Here is a 17152-nt window from a genome sequence, read left to right as displayed (position 1 = left end):
TCGTTATCGTACTCTTTTTAAAAAATCCTCGAGTCTTCTTTCATATCCGGTCGCGTCGACATCCCATATCGCACCGTGACTTCCGATTTCCGGAAACCAAAGCGTCTTGGGTCCTGCATACAGTTCGGCAAGTTCTTGAGTATGTCTAAAGGGATTCACTATATCAGCTTTGCTTTGAATAAAGTAAATCGGTATCGATTTTACGAGGCGAATGGAATTCGCGGGACTCAGTAATCCGTCGAATTTCCCGCGTAGCATCGTAAGTTGGACGAGAAGATTCTTGAACCAATTCGGAAGAAATTTTGGTGCTGCCGGGGATTCGATAATCAACCTTTGAAAATTGAAGATCGGATTCTCGGCAATCACTGCGGAGAGTTTGTGCATATCAGGCATAGCGATCAGAATCGATGCGGCTCCTACCGATGAACCCATCGCATAAACTTTCGAGTATCTATCTGCGAGGTAACGATAGCCCCCGAGTACATCTCTCGATTCCCGATGCCCGTATGTCAAACCGGGTACAGGACATTGTGCCTCACCGTGACAAGAGAGATCAAACGTAAGAACGTCGAATTTACGGTTTAAAAAAAACCGAATATATTTTGTTACTTCCCGTCTGTCGCCGCCGCCGCCGTGAACTAATAAGATACTAGCATTCGCGGGAGCCATTCCATTTTCCGCCGCTACGATTAGCCAACCCGGTAATTCGTAACCGTTAACCGATCCGATTTTGACTTCGCTAAATTTGAACTCACGCGATTTTCGAAGGTTACCGCATTCTCTTCCCCAGTATTTTGCGGTTTCTTCCTTACAGACGGACAAATCCTTAGTTACTCCTCTCCAAACCGGAAAAAGCAGTTGATTACTCGCGTCCCAAAGACCGCTTACCGGCAAAGCAAGTACTAGGATCAACAAAATGGCGGGTATCCATACTTTCTTGCGGTTCATAAGTATAAATTTGAATGATGAGTTTCCATTTTTCATGTATCGAGATCTCCTCAAATTACCTTAAAGATCGCCGTTCGGAACATTCATAACTGCGCGCACTTCGATAGGAATATTCGCAGGAACTCCGCCTTTTCCCGGCATCGCCGAAGCGCTTGCTGCAATTTCATATGCGCGTTCCGGACTATCGACATCGACGATCCAATAGCCCGCTAGAAACTCTTTCGATTCCGGGAATGGCCCGTCCGTGATTGCGGGTGTTCCATCCTTTTTTGCCCGTATAATTTTTATTTCTTCCGGACCCACTAATGCCTCTACGCTTACCAATTCTCCCGAATTGCGGAGGTCGGTATTGAAACGGTGCAGAAAATCGATATTTCTCTTAACATCTTCCGGTGGCCAAGTGCCCAAATTGCTTGTTTTCCAGTCTATAACCGGGAATTGCATCATTAGTATGTACTTCATCCGTTTACTCCTTTAGTTAGCGCCTTTTAATTCCGCGCTTTCATTGATAGTCGTAGCGATTCCGAAGGTCTCGACATTTCTAATAGAATTTTGCGGCGATTGTAGAGGAATTTTCGCCAAATTAGAACGGTTCGAAAAACGCTTATAGCGGCCTATTGTTCTGCTTAATGGCAGACCGTCGCATCGATGCGAGGGTGAACCAACTCTAAAATATAGGGGTATTCCCAAGATTTCTTCTCAATTTTTTCTTCCTCAACTGTTAATTATCCTGAATCGTTCGGCTAGGTAACTTATCGTGTTGTTATTATGTGAAAAGAAAAAAGGATCGTCCGGTTTCCGTATCGAGCTGTACTTTCAGCGCCGCTTAGTCGTACTCCTTTTGCTTGTCTTTGCATTTCTTTTTTACGGGTGTAATAAAGCTCTACCTTTGAGCATCGATATGAGCCATGGAGCGGGATTTTTGCTCTCCCTCATTCTTGAGAATCGCCCTGCTTCTTCCTGTGTTCCCCCGACCGCATTGACCTTAGGAGAAAGCGCCACAGTAGTGTTGGGTCAGTCCGATTACGTAAGTACGTCGTTCGGTTCGGCATCGAACCGAATGCATAATCCTCAAGGGATCGCCATCGATTCTAACGGAGGAATTTGGGTTGCAGATAGCGCAAATAATAGGGTCCTGCATTTTCCATCTTCGATCGCGTCCGGAGGAAATCCGGATATCATATTGGGCGGTACTTCGGGTACTGGATTAAATCAGTTTACCAGTCCTGGAGGAATTGCCCTTGATTTATCGGGAGGCTTATGGGTTACGGATGGGTCAAACCAACGGGTTTTACACTTCCCAAGCGGGGTCACCACAGGCGGCAGCGCAAATATCGTAATTGGAGTCACGGGTTCGCCAGGAACGACGAATTCATTACTAAACAATCCATCCGGAGTGGCGGTTGACGCGTCGGGCGGGCTTTGGGTAGTCGATTACGCAAACTTTAGGGCTTTGCACTTTTCCGCCCCATTAACTAGCGGAATGGCAGCTGATCGCGTTCTCGGACAGCCGAATTTTACGATTTCTTCGGTAGGTAGCCCTCCTAATGCCGTCAATTTGGGCGGCCCCTCCTCGATCAAAGTTGATTCCAGTGGAGGAGTTTGGATTTCAGATACCGGAAATTCTCGTATTTTACATTACTCCGCCCCCATTACCAACGCAATGAGTGCGGACTTAGTGATTGGCTCGACAAATTTTACAAGTACGCTCAATGGAGTCACATCCGCGAACGCCCTTTGGGCTCCGAGCGGAGTCTCGCTAGATTCGAAAGGAGGAATGTGGGTAAGTGACAGTCAGTTCCGACGAGTCACGCACTACTCTCTTCCGTTTTCAAACGGAATGAATGCGGATAATGTTTTGGGTGAACCGGATTACGTTTCCTTCAATTCCAGTCTCACGGTCTCCGCATCGAAGGTGGGAAATCCTTTCGATTTAACCGTCACTCCCTGCGGACAGCTTTGGGTGACCGATTACACCTTTAACAGGGTACTTTTTTATCCGTAATTCGAGAATTAACGCTCTACTATTTTTCAACTTCTTAGGATAATAGTTAGCATATAATAATATAGTGGAATACCAACGATAATATTGATCGGGAAAACTACGGACAAAGCTACGGTCAGATAAATACTCGGATTGGCTTCGGGGATAGAATCTTTCATCGCCGCCGGGACCGCGATATAGGAAGCGGACGCGCAAAGTATGAGGAACATTAATCCGTCTCCAATCGGCATACCTATTATTTTTACCAAAATCGATCCCAATATAACGTTAATCGCCATGATAGAGAGAGTTGCAACTATCAAAAATAGGCCAACCTTCCGTATTTCTTTAAATCGCTTTGCCGCCGAAATTCCCATATCCAAAAGGAATAATGTTAGAATTCCTTGAAATAAATTTTCGGAAAAGGGGGATTCTTTCTTCCACCCGGATTCTCCGGTAAAGTAACCTACAAAAAGCGAGCCCAATAATAGATATATGGAATAACCGAAGAAGGCTTCGTGTAAAAGAATTTTCCAGGAAAAAGCCGCCTCCCCAGTCCTTGCTTTCCTTGATCGATTCATCCTGTCTAGCAGAACGGCAACGATAATTGCGGGGGATTCCATCAATGCCATTCCCGCCACAATGAATCCGCCGTATTCTTGCCCAATATTATGTAAAAAGGCGCCGGCAGTTACGAATGTTACAGCGCTAATCGAGCCGAACGAGCCGGCTAACGCCGCCGCGTTTGGGGGGTCTAATTTAATTTTTAAGATATAGTACGCATAAACTGGAATTACGGTGGCCATGAGTCCGCAAGCTAAAAGAACATAAAGATGTTCGTCGGTAAACGGTGTTTTAAACAATTCATGTCCTCCCTTGAATCCGATTGCGAACATTAGATAGATCGAAAAGAACTTCCCTATCTGATCGGGAATAGTCAGGTCGGATTTAAAAAGAACCGCCCCCATCCCTAAAAAGAAGAAAAGAACAGGCGGATTTAGCACGTTCTCGGCAATGGCATGAATATCCATGAAATCTCCCGGAGATTCCGCGCTGTAAAGCATTCGATAGTATTGAACTGCCAGCGAGTATTCTCGACCTTAATTAATCGGAAACAATTGCAAAATTGAAATCAGAAATTTTCAAAATATATAAAATTATAGAATCATTGCTTTAAAAAAATGCATATATAATCAAATATTTATATGCAATATTCTCCGGTAATTTTCTTTTCGTCCCTTTTCGGTTCTTAATCGTAGACTCTAAGAGTGCCGATATTGTGGAAATCTTTCGACAGGGGACCTTTTTCCGGTCGGAAATCGAGACTCCATTTAGGTAAACGAACGTTATGTTTTACTACCCGAAGGTTACTTAAATTTTGAATCACCCAAAAATTCCTCCGCTTCCCGCGCTTGAAAATAAATTATTACAAAGAATAATAAATTAATTAATAATTAACTATATAATATTTTAATTGATAGTTTTAATTTAGTCATTTAATCTAAAGCCTAAATATTTTGCTAAAATTTCAGCAATAAGACTGAGATGTAAGTATTCTCGTTCGGTTGGGGGCTTGTGGATATATGGATACTTCAGAATTATTTAAAACAATGCCTGACGCGATCATTGTAACCGACGTAAACGGAAAGGTTTTGGATTGGAATTTAGCGGCGGAGACGATATTCGATTATTCGCAAGAGGAGGCAATAGGCCAATCGGTAATCGATCTTATTTTTCCGACCGATCTCAGGGGAGAACAGGAGAAAATTCAACACGAAGCGTTGGCTTGCGGTCTTGTGGTATATGAATCCGTTCGAAAGAGGAAGGACGGATCACTGGTCCACGTGAGTGCATCCACCAAGAGTATATTTGACGATAATAATAAACTAATATGTTTTCTTTCGGCAAAAAAGGACGTAACAAGTTTGAAGGTGCTCCGAGACGCAAAATTAGTCGAGGCAAAGTACAGCCACTTTCTTGAATTGACGCCCGACGCGATAGTAATGGTAAACGTAACGGGGCGAATCGTACTTGTGAATGCTCAGGCTGAACGAACATTCGGCTACAAAACAACAGAATTGATAGGCCAGCCAATCGAGATTCTTCTTCCGGAAAGGTTCAGAAAAGATCATTTAAATCATCGTGCCGGCTTTTTTGCTCAGCCCAGAAACAGAACGATGGGTGCTGGTTTAGAATTATACGGCCTTCGCAAGTCAGGCGAAGAATTTCCGGTTGAGATCAGCATTAGCCCCATAGAGACGGACGAGGGTATGATGGTTATGAGTGCCATTCGCGATATAACGGATCGAAAAAAGGCGGAGCAAAAATTTCGAGGTCTTCTAGAATCCGCTCCGGATGCGATGGTCATAGTCGGAAAGGACGGCAGGATAATCTTAGTTAATTCTCAAACTGAAAAAATATTCGGATACAAACGTGAAGAACTTTTAGGAGAAGAGGTTGAAATTCTAGTCCCGGACCGCTTTCACGCAAATCATCGGATCTATCGAAACGGTTTTTTTAGCTTCCCGATTGCGAGGTCTATGGGCGCCGAGCAGGAACTATTTGCGAGACGTAAAGATGGCACGGAATTTCCAGTCGAGATCAGTCTTAGTCCGCTTGAAACCGAGGAAGGAACCCTCGTAACGGGAGCTATCCGCGATATCACGGATAGGAAAAAGGCAGAACAGAAATTTAAAGATCTATTGGAAAGTGCGCCTGACGCGATGGTGATAGTGGATCGTACAGGAAGTATCGTATTAGTTAATTCGCAAGCGTTAAAATTGTTCGGCTGGGGAAGAGACGAACTATTGGGACAACAGATAGAAATATTAATCCCAACGAAATTTCGGGACGTGCATCCCGGACACCGAACCGATTTTTTTGCGAACCCGAAAGTTAGAGCCATGGGAGCCAATCTGGAACTATTGGGAATCCGTAAAAATGGTACGGAATTCCCCGTAGAGATCAGTCTTAGTCCGCTTGAAACCGAGGAGGGGCTATTCGTTTCCAGTGCGATTCGGGATGTAACGGAACGAAAACGATTCGAACTAAAACTTCAAGAGGCAAGTCGTCTGAAAAGCGAATTTCTCGCTAGCATGTCACATGAGTTACGCACGCCGTTAAATGCAATCATCGGTTTTTCCGAATTCCTTTTAGATGAGAAGCCGGGAAAATTAAACGGCGAACAAAAGGAATATCTTGAAGATGTGCTGCAAAGCGGAAGACATTTGTTGAATCTGATAAACGATGTACTCGATTTGTCGAAGGTCGAAGCCGGAAAAATGGAACTTTTTCCGGAAACATTCTCGGTTGCAAATGCGATAGAAGACGCCATTGCGATCGTTTCGACTCTTGCTCACGAAAAGCAAATAGATATCAGCAAAGTTGTTTCAAAGGGAAATAACGATGTTACTCTCGATCACCAAAGATTTAAACAAATTCTATTCAATCTACTCTCTAATGCTGTGAAGTTTACGCAAGAAAAGGGAAAGGTGGAAATTTATTCATCCTTCGATAATCTCGATCGATTGGAAATTCAAGTGAGGGATACGGGAATAGGAATCAAAGAGGAGGATTTAGGTCGTTTGTTTAAGGAGTTCCAACAATTGGATTCCGGAACGAATCGCCAGTATCAAGGTACGGGGCTCGGACTCGCGCTAACAAAAAGATTTGTCGAGCTACTTCAAGGATCCATTGAAATAGAAAGCGAATTTGGAAAAGGCTCCACATTTACGATTAACTTACCTAGAATACTTGATACGAGCCATGCCTTATGAACGTTAAAGTCCTAATTGTCGATGATAATCCGATCAATTTAAAACTAGCTTGTAATGTATTAAGAACGGCCGGATTCGAAATCATAACCGCAATCGACGCTGAAGATACGTTGCATAATTTAGAAAAGATTACGCCGGATATCATATTAATGGATATCGAATTACCCGGCATGGACGGCCTTACTCTTACGAAATTGCTTAAAGAAAATGACAAAACTAAACATATCCCGGTGGTAGCTCTTACTTCGTACGCTATGAAAGGGGATCAGGAGAAGGCGTTCCAGTCGGGCTGCATTGGATACATTACTAAACCGATAGATACAAGAATCTTTCCTTCTCAGGTGACCGGATTTTTAGGAAATGTTCGCTATGATTGATGATATACTTACTCCATTAATATTGCATGCCTCGATGTGTTTATGAATATTCTGATCGTTGAAGATGACCTTGTACAAATGAAGTTAGCTCATGTCGTACTTTCGTACGCAGGATATAATGTTTCGAAAGCTCATGGAGCCGAAGAAGCCTGGGAGACGATAAAAACGAACCGTCCCACGATTATACTTTTAGATCTTTCGCTGCCGGGAATCGACGGATTCGCTTTGGCTCGGAAGATTAGAAACGACCGAAACGTTTGCGAGATTCCGATCATAGCAATCACATCCTATCCCGACCGGTACACTCGTTTTGAGGCGTTGGAAGCCGGCTGCTCGGCATACATGGTTAAGCCCATCGATACTAGATTTCTATCTAAGGCGATCGAAGATACGAAACGCGATTTTAAGACAATTTATAAGAAAAATTTAATAGATCCTCTTTCCGAGACGGAGTTCTAACTATGAACGTGCTCGAGGAACCGATTTCAATACTGATAGTCGACGATCAACCTACGAATCTTAAACTACTGAGAGTTCGTTTACAAGGAGACGGCTACATAGTGTATGAAGCTTCGGACGGGGTAAAAGCATTATCCGTTTTGGAGAATCATAAAGTAGAGGCCATAATATCCGATATCCTTATGCCTAATATGGACGGTTATGAATTTTGCGCGAATATAAGAAGGAATAAAAAATATGATTCCGTTGCTTTCATTTTCTATACCGCCACTTACACCTCCGCCGGTGATGAAGAGTTCGCTTTAAAACTCGGAGCGGATCGGTTTTTCAAGAAGCCCTCTCCGGTCCAGACAATACTAGATTCGATTCATTCGATCCGCGAAAATGCGAAAGATCGAATTTTGTCCCCCATCAATTATTCGAACGAGACGATACTTCGCGAATATAGTCATAGTCTTGTGGAGAAACTTGAAGAACAAAATATGAGGCTCATAGAGCAGAATAACAAACTAAACTTTGAAATGCAGGAGCGAAAAAAAGCCGAAGATGAGTCGATCCGACAAAAATATTTCTTTAAACTCCTTTTTGACGTATCTCCAATCGGTTTAGCGATATTAGATACGGAGAACCGTCTTATCACGGCGAACAAAACTTTCCAGGAAATGTTTCAGTTCACGGAAGAGAGTTTAAAAGGAAAGGATTTATGCGATTATATAGTGCCTGCATCCAGTTTAAACGAGGCAAAATTGCTGATGCAAAAAGCGCCGAGCGGAGCTATTTTAAACCAAGAAGTCGTTTTAAAACGGCACGACGAGCGTATACTTCAAGTTACGTTGCATATTTTCCCTTTCATCGTCGATTCGCAAACGACCGCGATTTGCGAAATTTTCATCGATAGAACGAAAGAGCGTTCGCTCGAAAAGCAACTTAGAGAAGCTCAAAAAATGGAGACTTTGGGAAATTTCTCGAGCGGCATTGCCCACGACTTTAACAATATTTTATCTATTATTTCTGGCCACGCATTTCTTTTACAGTCCAAACGGGAGGACCAAAAACAAATTGAGCGTTGCAGCGACGCTATTCAAAAAGGCTGCGAGAGAGGAGCGGGGATCGTAAGGCAATTACTTACTTTTTCCAGAAAGACGGATACTGTATTCGGATTTACGAATATAAATACGATTGCCGAAGAGATCAGAACATTTCTTGTCGAAACGATTCCTAAAACGATACGCCTTAATTTTCAATTGGAAAAGAATCTTCCTGCGATAAAATGCGATGCAACTCAAATCCATCAATTATTGCTCAATCTTTCGATCAATGCAAGAGACGCGATGCCTGACGGCGGTACCCTTACGATTACCACCCAGATTATTGAGCAACCGGATCCGAACGCAATGAACCCGAAATTGAAATATAACCGCTACGTTACGATTCGAGTTTCGGATACAGGAATCGGCATGGACGAAAGAACGAAGGAAAGAGTTTTTGAACCTTTTTTTACCACGAAGCAAGCTTACAAGGGAACGGGCTTAGGTCTTTCGGTCGTTTACGGAATTGTAGAAAATCATGAAGGTTTGATCGAAATAGATAGCACGTTATCGGTCGGAACTACATTTTCGATCTTTTTGCCGGTAAAGAAAAATGTACCGGAACTTATCGTGCCCGTCTTAAAAGAAGGAAGCCCTAGTTTACATAAGCGTAAAGGATTTATATTATTCATCGAAGACGAGGAAATGTTAAGAAGTTTAATATACGATTATTTGACCCCCAAGGGTTACCAAATATTATTGGCCCGCGACGGGGAAGAGGGATTGGATATTTATAGAAAATATCAAACTGAAATATCGATCGTTATTTCGGATCTCGGATTACCATATTTAGGTGGCGAAGAGGTCGTTCGTAAAATTTTGTCCATCGGTCACGACGTAAAACTTGTTGTTGCAAGCGGATTCATCGGTTTGGAAGTTAAAGAACGGATATTACGCGATGGGCCAGTCGAGTTTATTCAAAAACCGTATAGACTTACGGAATTATTAGAGTTGATCGAACAGGAAATTCAAGTGAAGTGAAGATTCCTCCGTGCAATTGATATAAACAATTGCACGGAGATTTATTTAACCCTCGATCGGAATCCAAATCTCGAGACCGCCTAATCCCGTCTTCGGATTAAATTCGAGGCCATAGCGCTCAAAGTTCGGACCTTCGACCGCCTTTACTCCCGATTCAGGAAGTAATTTGTTCCATATCGCTACAAAACTTGCGCGTATTCCCGCAATATGATCTTTATGAATGAACACCGCATATCTTTGAGCGGGTATGCGAAGAGTATTTAATCCTTTCGGAATATTAGAAAGATCGTTAACTTCGACTCCGCTCATATGCTCGAAGTTTCCGTCTTTATCGAAGTTGAAATTAATGCCGTATGCGGCATCTCCGACCTGACCCGGAATATTGCCTAGGTACGGAGCGAAACGTTGCCACTGGTCGGGAATTCCTCCAGGGGATTGACAGTCATAGCGTTCTACGAGACCGGCAAAAATTCTCGGTTTAAGCGTCTCGAATCTAGGCGAGTCCATGTTTGTAATTGGGACGGCATTCATTGTTATAGGCTCCACTAAAGTAATATTGTTCAGGTGACCCTGAGCTCGAATCTGCTCCGGTGTCAGGGCGAACTGATCACGGAACGCACGAGTAAAAGCCTCGTGGGAGCCGTAACCGACTTCGAGCGCTAGAGAAAGGATATCCGTATTTCCTAACGCAAGCTGTCTCGCTGCTTCGCTTAATCTGCGAGCCCGAACATATCGCATTAACGAGACACCCATGGTTGCCGCAAAAGTGCGGGTTAGGTGAAATGGAGAGACTCCGCACACATCGGCTATTTCTTCCAGAGAAATAGTATCCCGTTTGTGGCTTTCGACAAACCAGAGCGCCTTTTGGACAAAATCCATGATAGTCTCGTTTTTTGCTTAATATGGATAATACGCGAGGCGCCGCTTGCCTGCTTGATAGTTCTTGCTATCTTTAAAAAAAAGACGAAAAAGAGTCAAATAAATTCCCTTACATTTGATTTACTTTCGAATTCGGTTAATCGAATCGGTATTTTATTCCGCGAAAATATTCGGTTCGAGTGAACGAATTCGTATATATGAAAAGAACCTAGATCCGTAAAAATTATCGCGATTATCTTTGATTCGCGACGACTTACATTAAACTAAATTTAATGAAATGTTTATTTTAATCTAGATTTGAAAATTCCGCAATTTTTCGACCGATAAATATCCTTTCCACTCGGTTTTGTGTTAGGTTCAATGCTAAGAGATATTCCTCTTTTGCCTTCTTTTTATCGCTGGTTCGAGTCAGCATATCGGCACGGGCTAAATGATATGGCGCGAATAAGTTTAACTCTTCCTCTAACGTTTCTAATAAAAGAAGTCCCTCGATCGGATCGCCTGCCATCGATATTGAGACGGCGTAATTCAAGCGAACGATTGCAGTATCGTTAAAGAGAAGAAGTTGATTATAGAGTTCGGAAATTCGTTTCCAATTTGTTGATTCGGCATCGGGAGCGCTTACATGAAGTGCATTGATTGCTGCCTGAAGTTGATACGGCCCTAAGCAGTTTAAATGCAATGCAGTATCCAGTAAGGCTAATCCTTCCTGGATTTCCGCTTTCTCCCAAAGCGAGCGTTTTTGATCGCTGAGTACGATCAACTCCCCGTCCTCTCCGACTCTGGCTCTTCGTCTCGAGTAAGTTAAAAGCATCAACGATAGTAGTCCGAGAACCTCGGTGTATTGTTGGTCAGGAATATCCGTTCGAACTTCTTTCCTGCGAATCAAAAGTTCGATAATTCTGCAGAGCCTGATCGCCTCATCGCATAGCTCCCGTCGAATGAGCGAATCTCCGGAAGTCGCCGCATAGCCTTCCGTAAAAATAAGATAAAGAACTGCTAAAACCGAGTCTACTCTCTCTCCGAGTAAATGAACCGGGGGTACATAGTAAGGAATTCCCGCATCTTTAATTTTTCGCTTAGCGCGCACCAGCCTCTGTGCCATAGTCGTTATCGGGATAAGAAAGGCGGATGCGATTTCCGCGGTGGTAAGTCCTCCTAGCGTATGAAGAGTGAGCGCGATTTGATGTTCCGTAGGTAAAGCCGGGTGGCAGCAAGTAAAGATCAGTTTTAAGCGTTCATCGGGAATTTCGGAATCATCGGTTAAGTTTTCAACTTCGAGAGTTTGAACGGAATCTACAATTTCGAGCGACAACGGATCGACTGATCTGGACCGATTTCTTCGAAGGCGATCCAAAGCTTTTCGGCGAGCAGTAGTGGTTAACCACGCTCCCGGTTTGTTAGGAACTCCCAGCCTCTCCCAATGTTCGATCGCGGCAAGAAATGCATCCTGAAGGGCTTCTTCCGCCAATTCAAAGTCTCCCAACCATCCGATGAGAGTTGCAAGAATTTGGCCGTATTCTTGCTTGTGGACTCGTTCTAAAAGCTGCCTTGTTAAATCGCTCATCGTAAAGTTTATTGGAAGCGACGGTTTAACAAATTCCGGGGAACTAACCGTCACTTCCATGAAACTACTTCGTTTATTTCACCGGGGCCATATCGAAAACAGGACGAACCTCTACTGAACCGCGGTGGGCGCCCGGACATTTGGATGCCCAGTCGATCGCTTCGTCCAAGTTATTGCATTCGATTAAATAATAACCGCCTAGTTGTTCTTTTGTCTCCGCAAACGGACCATGGGTAGTCACTTTCTTTCCGTTTTGGATTCTTACGGTTGCGGCGGAGGCGGTCGGATGTAATCTATCCCCGCCTAGCATAACCCCTGCTTTAAGCAGGGTTTCAGTGTAAACCTTATACTCCTCGGACATTTTACCCATCTCTTCCATAGGTACGCTCGCGCTGGCTTTCTCATCGATGTAGATAAGCAATTGGTATTTCATTGTTTAGCTCCTTTAAATGAAGAGGGGTTTTCCCCATCTTCTTACCTGACCGACGCAGTCGGCCAAGCCGGATCGACATTTTTCTGAAAAAAAATAAACGAATAGTTAGGCTGAAAAACCGTCAAAAATCCGAATCGGACTTAATTAATGAGGTTTTACTAATCGAATTCAATGCGGGATCGCCTGAATGATTTGCTCCAGCGTAGTATGGGAAAGAACTTCAACGACTGCTTTGTCGGCGTCTTTTAACAACGGCTTCAATATATGTTTGATATTGGAACTAACCGGACAGGCCTTTAGGATCGATCCGTCGTTTTCCTTTAAAACCGGAGACGGTTCGAGGGCTCGGTAAATATCTCCCAGAGTAACCAAGTTAGGATCGCGAGAAAGAAAAAGTCCTCCGCCCTTCCCTTCTTTCGATTCCACGATTCCGGCTGCCTTTAACGAGCGAATCAGGTTGCGTATTACGACCGGATTCGTATCGACGCTTTTTGCCACATCCTCCGAAGTAACCGGCAGAGAATCTATTCTTTGGTGATAACCGACAGTCGCAAGAGTATGGACTGCCACCGAAAATCGTTTGTTTGTAGCCATAAAACTTGGTGTCTATGCTACTCTCGGACTGAAGTCGGTCAACCGAGTTCGGACCCTCTATTAGATAAAAATTGGGAAAGAGCGGATTCGAATTTTCGCAAGGCTACATAAACTTGGAAATAATTTTCTGGGTTTCTTCCCGGATTTTCTCTCTAAGTTCTGAATTAAGCGCCGGACCCCCTAGTTTCACTTGCTTTCGATCTTCGAAATACTGTCCTGAAACTGTTTCTAGCCCGGGCGCGTCCGCCAGATATATGGAGGTTTGCGCTCCTTTTTCGGGAGTGATAAAAAAAAGATTCTTAATCCCGGAAAAAATAAACCCGAGAGGGCCTTTTAAGTCGCGGGCAAGTTCCGTGTTCACCACTCCGGGATGAAGCGCATTTGCCGTGACTTGAGTGCCTTTTAGTCGATCGGCTAAGTCTTGCACAAAGAAAATATTATAAAGTTTTGAATCGGCATATGCTCCCATCCATGCGTAAGATTTCTCCTTCGCGAGATCGTCCGGATTCGGGTTCGCATTCCTGTATAATTTGGAGCTGACCGAAATCACTCTCCCTTGGGTCGCCGCTTTTATATTCGATAAAAGCATTTCGGTTAATAATGCGTGTGATAAATGGTTTACCGCAAAATTAAGCTCATACCCGTCCTTGGAAATTTTTCTTTCCGGAGACATTAATCCGGCGTTGTTAATCAATGCGTCGATTTTAGGAATTTTTTTCCTCAAGACGGTTCCCGCACTAGCTACGTTTGATAAGGATGAAAGATCGCTAGTAACAAAATCTAGGTTTTCATTTCCAGTTTTGCTTCTAATTTCGGAAATCGTCTTTTCCGCTTTTAACGGGTTTCGAACGACCATTGTGACCGCCCATCCCCGATCGGCTAAACCGCTCACCGTTGCCTTGCCGATGCCTTCAGTTCCGCCTGTAATCACTGCATGTTTCATTTTATCTTTCCTATTTGGAGTCTCGATTCATTCTGACTTTACTTAGACTGAAGCGGGAATTGATCGTTGGACCGGGCCGAAAAAAGGGAGTTCCAGGAATTCTCCGGCAGAAAATTTCAGGAAAAAACTTTCTGCTTGGAGTTGGAGGATTGGAGGTAAATATGAAAAGAAATAGCCGATATTCGCCATAATAGAGCTAGTTCTAACGCAAAAGTTTCGGTTTTGAACTTAGGCTTTCGTTAATCAAAGTTTGCTTTTTGATCAAATTTGCGGCTAAGTTAAAATAAGAACACACGGTCCAATATAATCGCTAAACCTATGACTCTCTTTATGAGAGTTTCACAAACGATTTCGATTGTTGCAACTGGATATTAATTGCGTTTCGACAGTCGAATCATGGAACAAGAAGGAACTTAGAGAGCGCCGATCGAGATTTTTGAATTCTTCCTTCCGTACTACGGTTTACTTGGTCAAAAAATACGCACTCAAGAGTCCCCCTAACAAGAAATCACGAACAACTTTGGAATGAATAATTCGTCTCGGCTTTCCGAAACTTATTAATAAATGACTTCGCTTATAAAAGTCTTTTGAATTAAGCGGCTGTAAAGCAATTGCTACTTGGACGAACATTATAGTCGACAATAGGAACGGAGAAAAAGGGTCAAGTTCGGTTAATATTTTTAGTATACTTAACGATTATGATGATTCGGACTCTTGAGATGATGGCTAAGGTCAAGTTGGCTTGTTTTTTCGTTTAATTATCGGAAAAAGAGTTTCGGTAAAGCTAAAGGTAAGGAACACTATCCACCGACTTAAAACAGAAACTAACACCTTATTCACGGTGAGTCAGCGATCGCAAGGCAAGGCTATGGATTACGAAAAGGAAAAAAAGAAACTACTCTCCGCCAAAACACCGGAGCAATATATCGAATTTTCCATAAAATCAAAACTAGAAGGACCGAAGAAATCTAGTATTACCACAGAATGGTTGAATAAATCAGGTTATACAATAGATGACATAAAATACGCAAGAAATCGGCATCCGTTTTGGCGCGAGAAAAGAAACCAAGGATCTTATGAAAGAAACAGTCGGAGACTTGAACATCATAATTACTACAAGTCCGATGAAAAGATCATCTGGGATGAAAGTAAGTTGATTCGGTTTTACGATTTGAATCAAGAAGGACATGCCGACCATGAATTGGCTAAATTATTTAAAACCTCAATACCGGCGGTGAATCATATCAGAAGGAAATTCAGATTTGCCACCATTCTACTGGAGTTAGAAAAGAAAAAACCGACGAAGGCCGCCGTGATTAAACTGAGTAATCACTCGGAATCCGTCCTAAAACGTTTGATTAAAGAAAAAGGAAAGAAATAAATAAATTCCAACTCGCTCTTACGATTATGAGGGCGAGTTTTTTCGTTCGACGAATAGGTTTACTTGGGACTCAAGCCCAAATTTTGGTTCGGAAAATCGATCAAATCAAAATCAGTACCCTGAGCTTGATTAAGATTCGCTCGTACACCCTTGTGCGGTAAACGGTTGCGGATACAAGGTAGTCAAAAAAAATGGGCGGTGACCTTTCCTCTTTGAGAGAATATGAACCGTTTTCAACGACCTACCTTTGCCATCATCTTCGTATCCTTATTTATTTCCTCATTTACCATCGACTCTACGCCGGTTAAAAACTTTTTGAATCCGGACGCTTCTAAGGAGAAGAAGGATCAGGAAGCTGCGAAAAATAAGCCGCCTTTGCCGAAACCGCAGGTCACGGAAGCGGAACCTTCGGCAAATACTGCAAAATCTGAAAAGCCGAATCTTGAGGCAAAAACGACGGACAAGAAGGAAGAATCGGATCGCCCGGAAGAGGAAGGTTCTCCATCTACCGTAAAAAAGAAGCGAAAGGCAAAAACGCGTTCTAATAATCAAAATATAGATAAAGAGACAAAAAAAAACCAAGGTTCGAAATCTCCTAAATCGTATGAAAATGCCGTTCCTGGCGTTTCCGGATTGCCGCCAAAAGCTAACTACGATGCAAGTAAAGAAAATTCGAACGGCTCCGGACATGGGAAGGGAATTCCTGTCCTCTGTTATCACCATTTGGTTGGTAATGGGAATCCGATGGGGGGATATAATCTAGATCCTAGTTTATTAGAAGAGCAGTTCAAATATTTGAAGAATCTAGGATACCAAACGGTGAGCCTGGATCAATTTTATGCATATATTCAAGGAAAGGCCGCTGCGGATTTCCCGAAAAAGCCCATTCTATTGACCTTCGATGACGGCTCACTTACGCATAAAACCGTTCTTGTCCCCTTATTAAAAAAATACGGATTTAGAGCTTCGATATTCATCTACCCGACCGCAATTTCCAATCCAAAGTATAAATTCTATTTGAGTTGGTCCGAACTGAAGGAAGCTTTGGATAGCGGGGTCTTGGATTTAGGTTCGCATACGGTGTACCACCCGAAACTGCCTGCGATGAAACGGGCAGAGATTCGTAAGCAGTTGAAAGATTCAAAATCAATATTGGAGTCAAAAACTGGAAGAACCATTCAGGATCTTGCCTATCCATTCGGATTGTACGATGTACGAGTAATCGAAGAAGCTAAGGCTGCCGGTTATCGAATGGCATTTACCGTGAATCCGGGTAAAAACGTCGTTAATACTTACGCATACACCATTCATCGTTCCTTAATTCCTTGGGGGCAATCCCAATCAAGATTTAACTCGATTTTGAGTGCAAGCCCACCGGATAAAATCAAACTAGGAATTCTAGACGGCTCTTGGGTAAAACCTGGGGAAACGTTCAGCGTGACTGTCGAAGGATTGGATCCAAATACCGTTAAAATGCAAATTCGCGGAAAGGACGCCCTTCAATCCAGAAAATCCGGAACGGATTATCTGGTCAGAATCCCTGATTTCAAAACGAAGACGAGTTATCCTCCCTTTGTAATATCCGGAAAAACGATGGACGGTCGAAAATCCGAGACTCAATTTCTCTTCGTAAATCGGAAGGAATTTTCGAAAGATCCTGATTGACCGTCGAATTCGGTGGCTCGAGCAGGATTGCGGTTCTATATCAGGGAAAATTTTCCGATTTCGTTAATAACCAAATG

General features: G+C 43.1%; 15 protein-coding genes. 7 read left to right on the top strand and 8 right to left on the bottom strand.

Going from position 1 to position 17152, the window contains the following annotated elements; translation table 11 throughout:
• Window positions 1–3: 3 nt before the first annotated feature.
• Both LEP1GSC050_RS03765 and LEP1GSC050_RS03760 read right to left on the bottom strand, forming a co-directional pair.
• The gene (locus tag LEP1GSC050_RS03765) at window positions 4–984 is read right to left on the bottom strand and encodes an alpha/beta hydrolase (RefSeq protein ID WP_020987098.1); all 981 of its coding nucleotides are present in this window, start codon (window positions 982–984) and stop codon (window positions 4–6) included.
• Window positions 985–1008: 24 nt separating this feature from the next.
• Complete coding sequence (locus LEP1GSC050_RS03760) at window positions 1009–1410, bottom strand: YciI family protein (RefSeq protein ID WP_020987063.1); 402 nt, start codon at window positions 1408–1410, stop codon at window positions 1009–1011.
• 295 nt (window positions 1411–1705) lie between these two features.
• Here LEP1GSC050_RS03760 and LEP1GSC050_RS03755 point away from each other — a divergent pair, with 295 nt between their 5' ends.
• Window positions 1706–2953 carry an NHL repeat-containing protein gene (locus LEP1GSC050_RS03755; protein WP_010568542.1) on the top strand — a complete coding sequence of 416 codons (1248 nt, stop codon included), beginning with the start codon at window positions 1706–1708 and terminating at the stop codon, window positions 2951–2953.
• Window positions 2954–2979: 26 nt separating this feature from the next.
• Here the strand turns inward: LEP1GSC050_RS03755 and LEP1GSC050_RS03750 are convergent, their stop codons facing one another.
• Window positions 2980–3963, bottom strand: a complete 984-nt coding sequence (locus tag LEP1GSC050_RS03750; RefSeq protein ID WP_040911078.1) for a sodium-dependent bicarbonate transport family permease — start codon at window positions 3961–3963, stop codon at window positions 2980–2982.
• Window positions 3964–4515: 552 nt separating this feature from the next.
• Between LEP1GSC050_RS03750 and LEP1GSC050_RS03745 the strand changes: the two genes are divergently transcribed.
• The 4 genes from LEP1GSC050_RS03745 to LEP1GSC050_RS03730 are packed head-to-tail and all read left to right on the top strand — an operon-like array spanning window position 4516 to window position 9613.
• Window positions 4516–6708, top strand: a complete 2193-nt coding sequence (locus LEP1GSC050_RS03745; RefSeq protein ID WP_010568544.1) for a PAS domain-containing protein — start codon at window positions 4516–4518, stop codon at window positions 6706–6708.
• Window positions 6705–7085, top strand: coding sequence for a response regulator (locus LEP1GSC050_RS03740; RefSeq protein WP_010568545.1), 381 nt, complete (start codon window positions 6705–6707; stop codon window positions 7083–7085). Before LEP1GSC050_RS03745 ends, LEP1GSC050_RS03740 begins: the two co-directional genes overlap by 4 nt.
• Window positions 7086–7127: 42 nt before the next feature.
• Entirely contained in the window at window positions 7128–7544 is a 417-nt protein-coding gene (locus tag LEP1GSC050_RS03735; RefSeq protein ID WP_010568546.1) for a response regulator, read from the top strand.
• Window positions 7545–7546: 2 nt separating this feature from the next.
• Complete coding sequence (locus tag LEP1GSC050_RS03730; RefSeq protein ID WP_010568547.1) at window positions 7547–9613, top strand: ATP-binding response regulator; 2067 nt, start codon at window positions 7547–7549, stop codon at window positions 9611–9613.
• 45 nt (window positions 9614–9658) lie between these two features.
• Here LEP1GSC050_RS03730 and LEP1GSC050_RS03725 read toward each other — a convergent pair whose 3' ends face one another.
• The 5 genes from LEP1GSC050_RS03725 to LEP1GSC050_RS03705 all read right to left on the bottom strand — a co-directional run bounded on the left by LEP1GSC050_RS03725 (window position 9659) and on the right by LEP1GSC050_RS03705 (window position 14029).
• A complete protein-coding gene (locus tag LEP1GSC050_RS03725; protein ID WP_010568548.1) occupies window positions 9659–10492 on the bottom strand; it encodes an AraC family transcriptional regulator in 834 nt (277 codons plus the stop codon).
• A gap of 286 nt (window positions 10493–10778) precedes the next feature.
• Window positions 10779–12119 carry an RNA polymerase sigma factor gene (locus tag LEP1GSC050_RS03720; protein WP_010568549.1) on the bottom strand — a complete coding sequence of 447 codons (1341 nt, stop codon included), beginning with the start codon at window positions 12117–12119 and terminating at the stop codon, window positions 10779–10781.
• Between the two features lie 13 nt (window positions 12120–12132).
• The gene (locus LEP1GSC050_RS03715; protein ID WP_010568550.1) at window positions 12133–12492 is read right to left on the bottom strand and encodes a YciI family protein; all 360 of its coding nucleotides are present in this window, start codon (window positions 12490–12492) and stop codon (window positions 12133–12135) included.
• A gap of 168 nt (window positions 12493–12660) precedes the next feature.
• Window positions 12661–13086 (bottom strand): RrF2 family transcriptional regulator, encoded by a 426-nt coding sequence (locus LEP1GSC050_RS03710; RefSeq protein WP_010568551.1) that lies wholly within the window; start codon window positions 13084–13086, stop codon window positions 12661–12663.
• A 103-nt stretch (window positions 13087–13189) separates the two neighbouring features.
• A complete protein-coding gene (locus tag LEP1GSC050_RS03705; RefSeq protein ID WP_020987092.1) occupies window positions 13190–14029 on the bottom strand; it encodes an SDR family oxidoreductase in 840 nt (279 codons plus the stop codon).
• An 868-nt stretch (window positions 14030–14897) separates the two neighbouring features.
• Between LEP1GSC050_RS03705 and LEP1GSC050_RS03700 the strand changes: the two genes are divergently transcribed.
• Both LEP1GSC050_RS03700 and LEP1GSC050_RS03695 read left to right on the top strand, forming a co-directional pair.
• Window positions 14898–15410 (top strand): LB099 family protein, encoded by a 513-nt coding sequence (locus LEP1GSC050_RS03700; RefSeq protein ID WP_010568553.1) that lies wholly within the window; start codon window positions 14898–14900, stop codon window positions 15408–15410.
• 222 nt (window positions 15411–15632) lie between these two features.
• Window positions 15633–17075: a polysaccharide deacetylase family protein gene (locus tag LEP1GSC050_RS03695; RefSeq protein ID WP_040911019.1), complete on the top strand. Its 1443-nt coding sequence runs from the start codon at window positions 15633–15635 to the stop codon at window positions 17073–17075.
• The last annotated feature ends 77 nt before the right edge of the window (window positions 17076–17152 follow it).

The organism is Leptospira broomii serovar Hurstbridge str. 5399 (assembly GCF_000243715.2).
Lineage (GTDB): Bacteria > Spirochaetota > Leptospiria > Leptospirales > Leptospiraceae > Leptospira_B > Leptospira_B broomii.
This window is presented reverse-complemented; position numbering and strand designations above follow the sequence as displayed.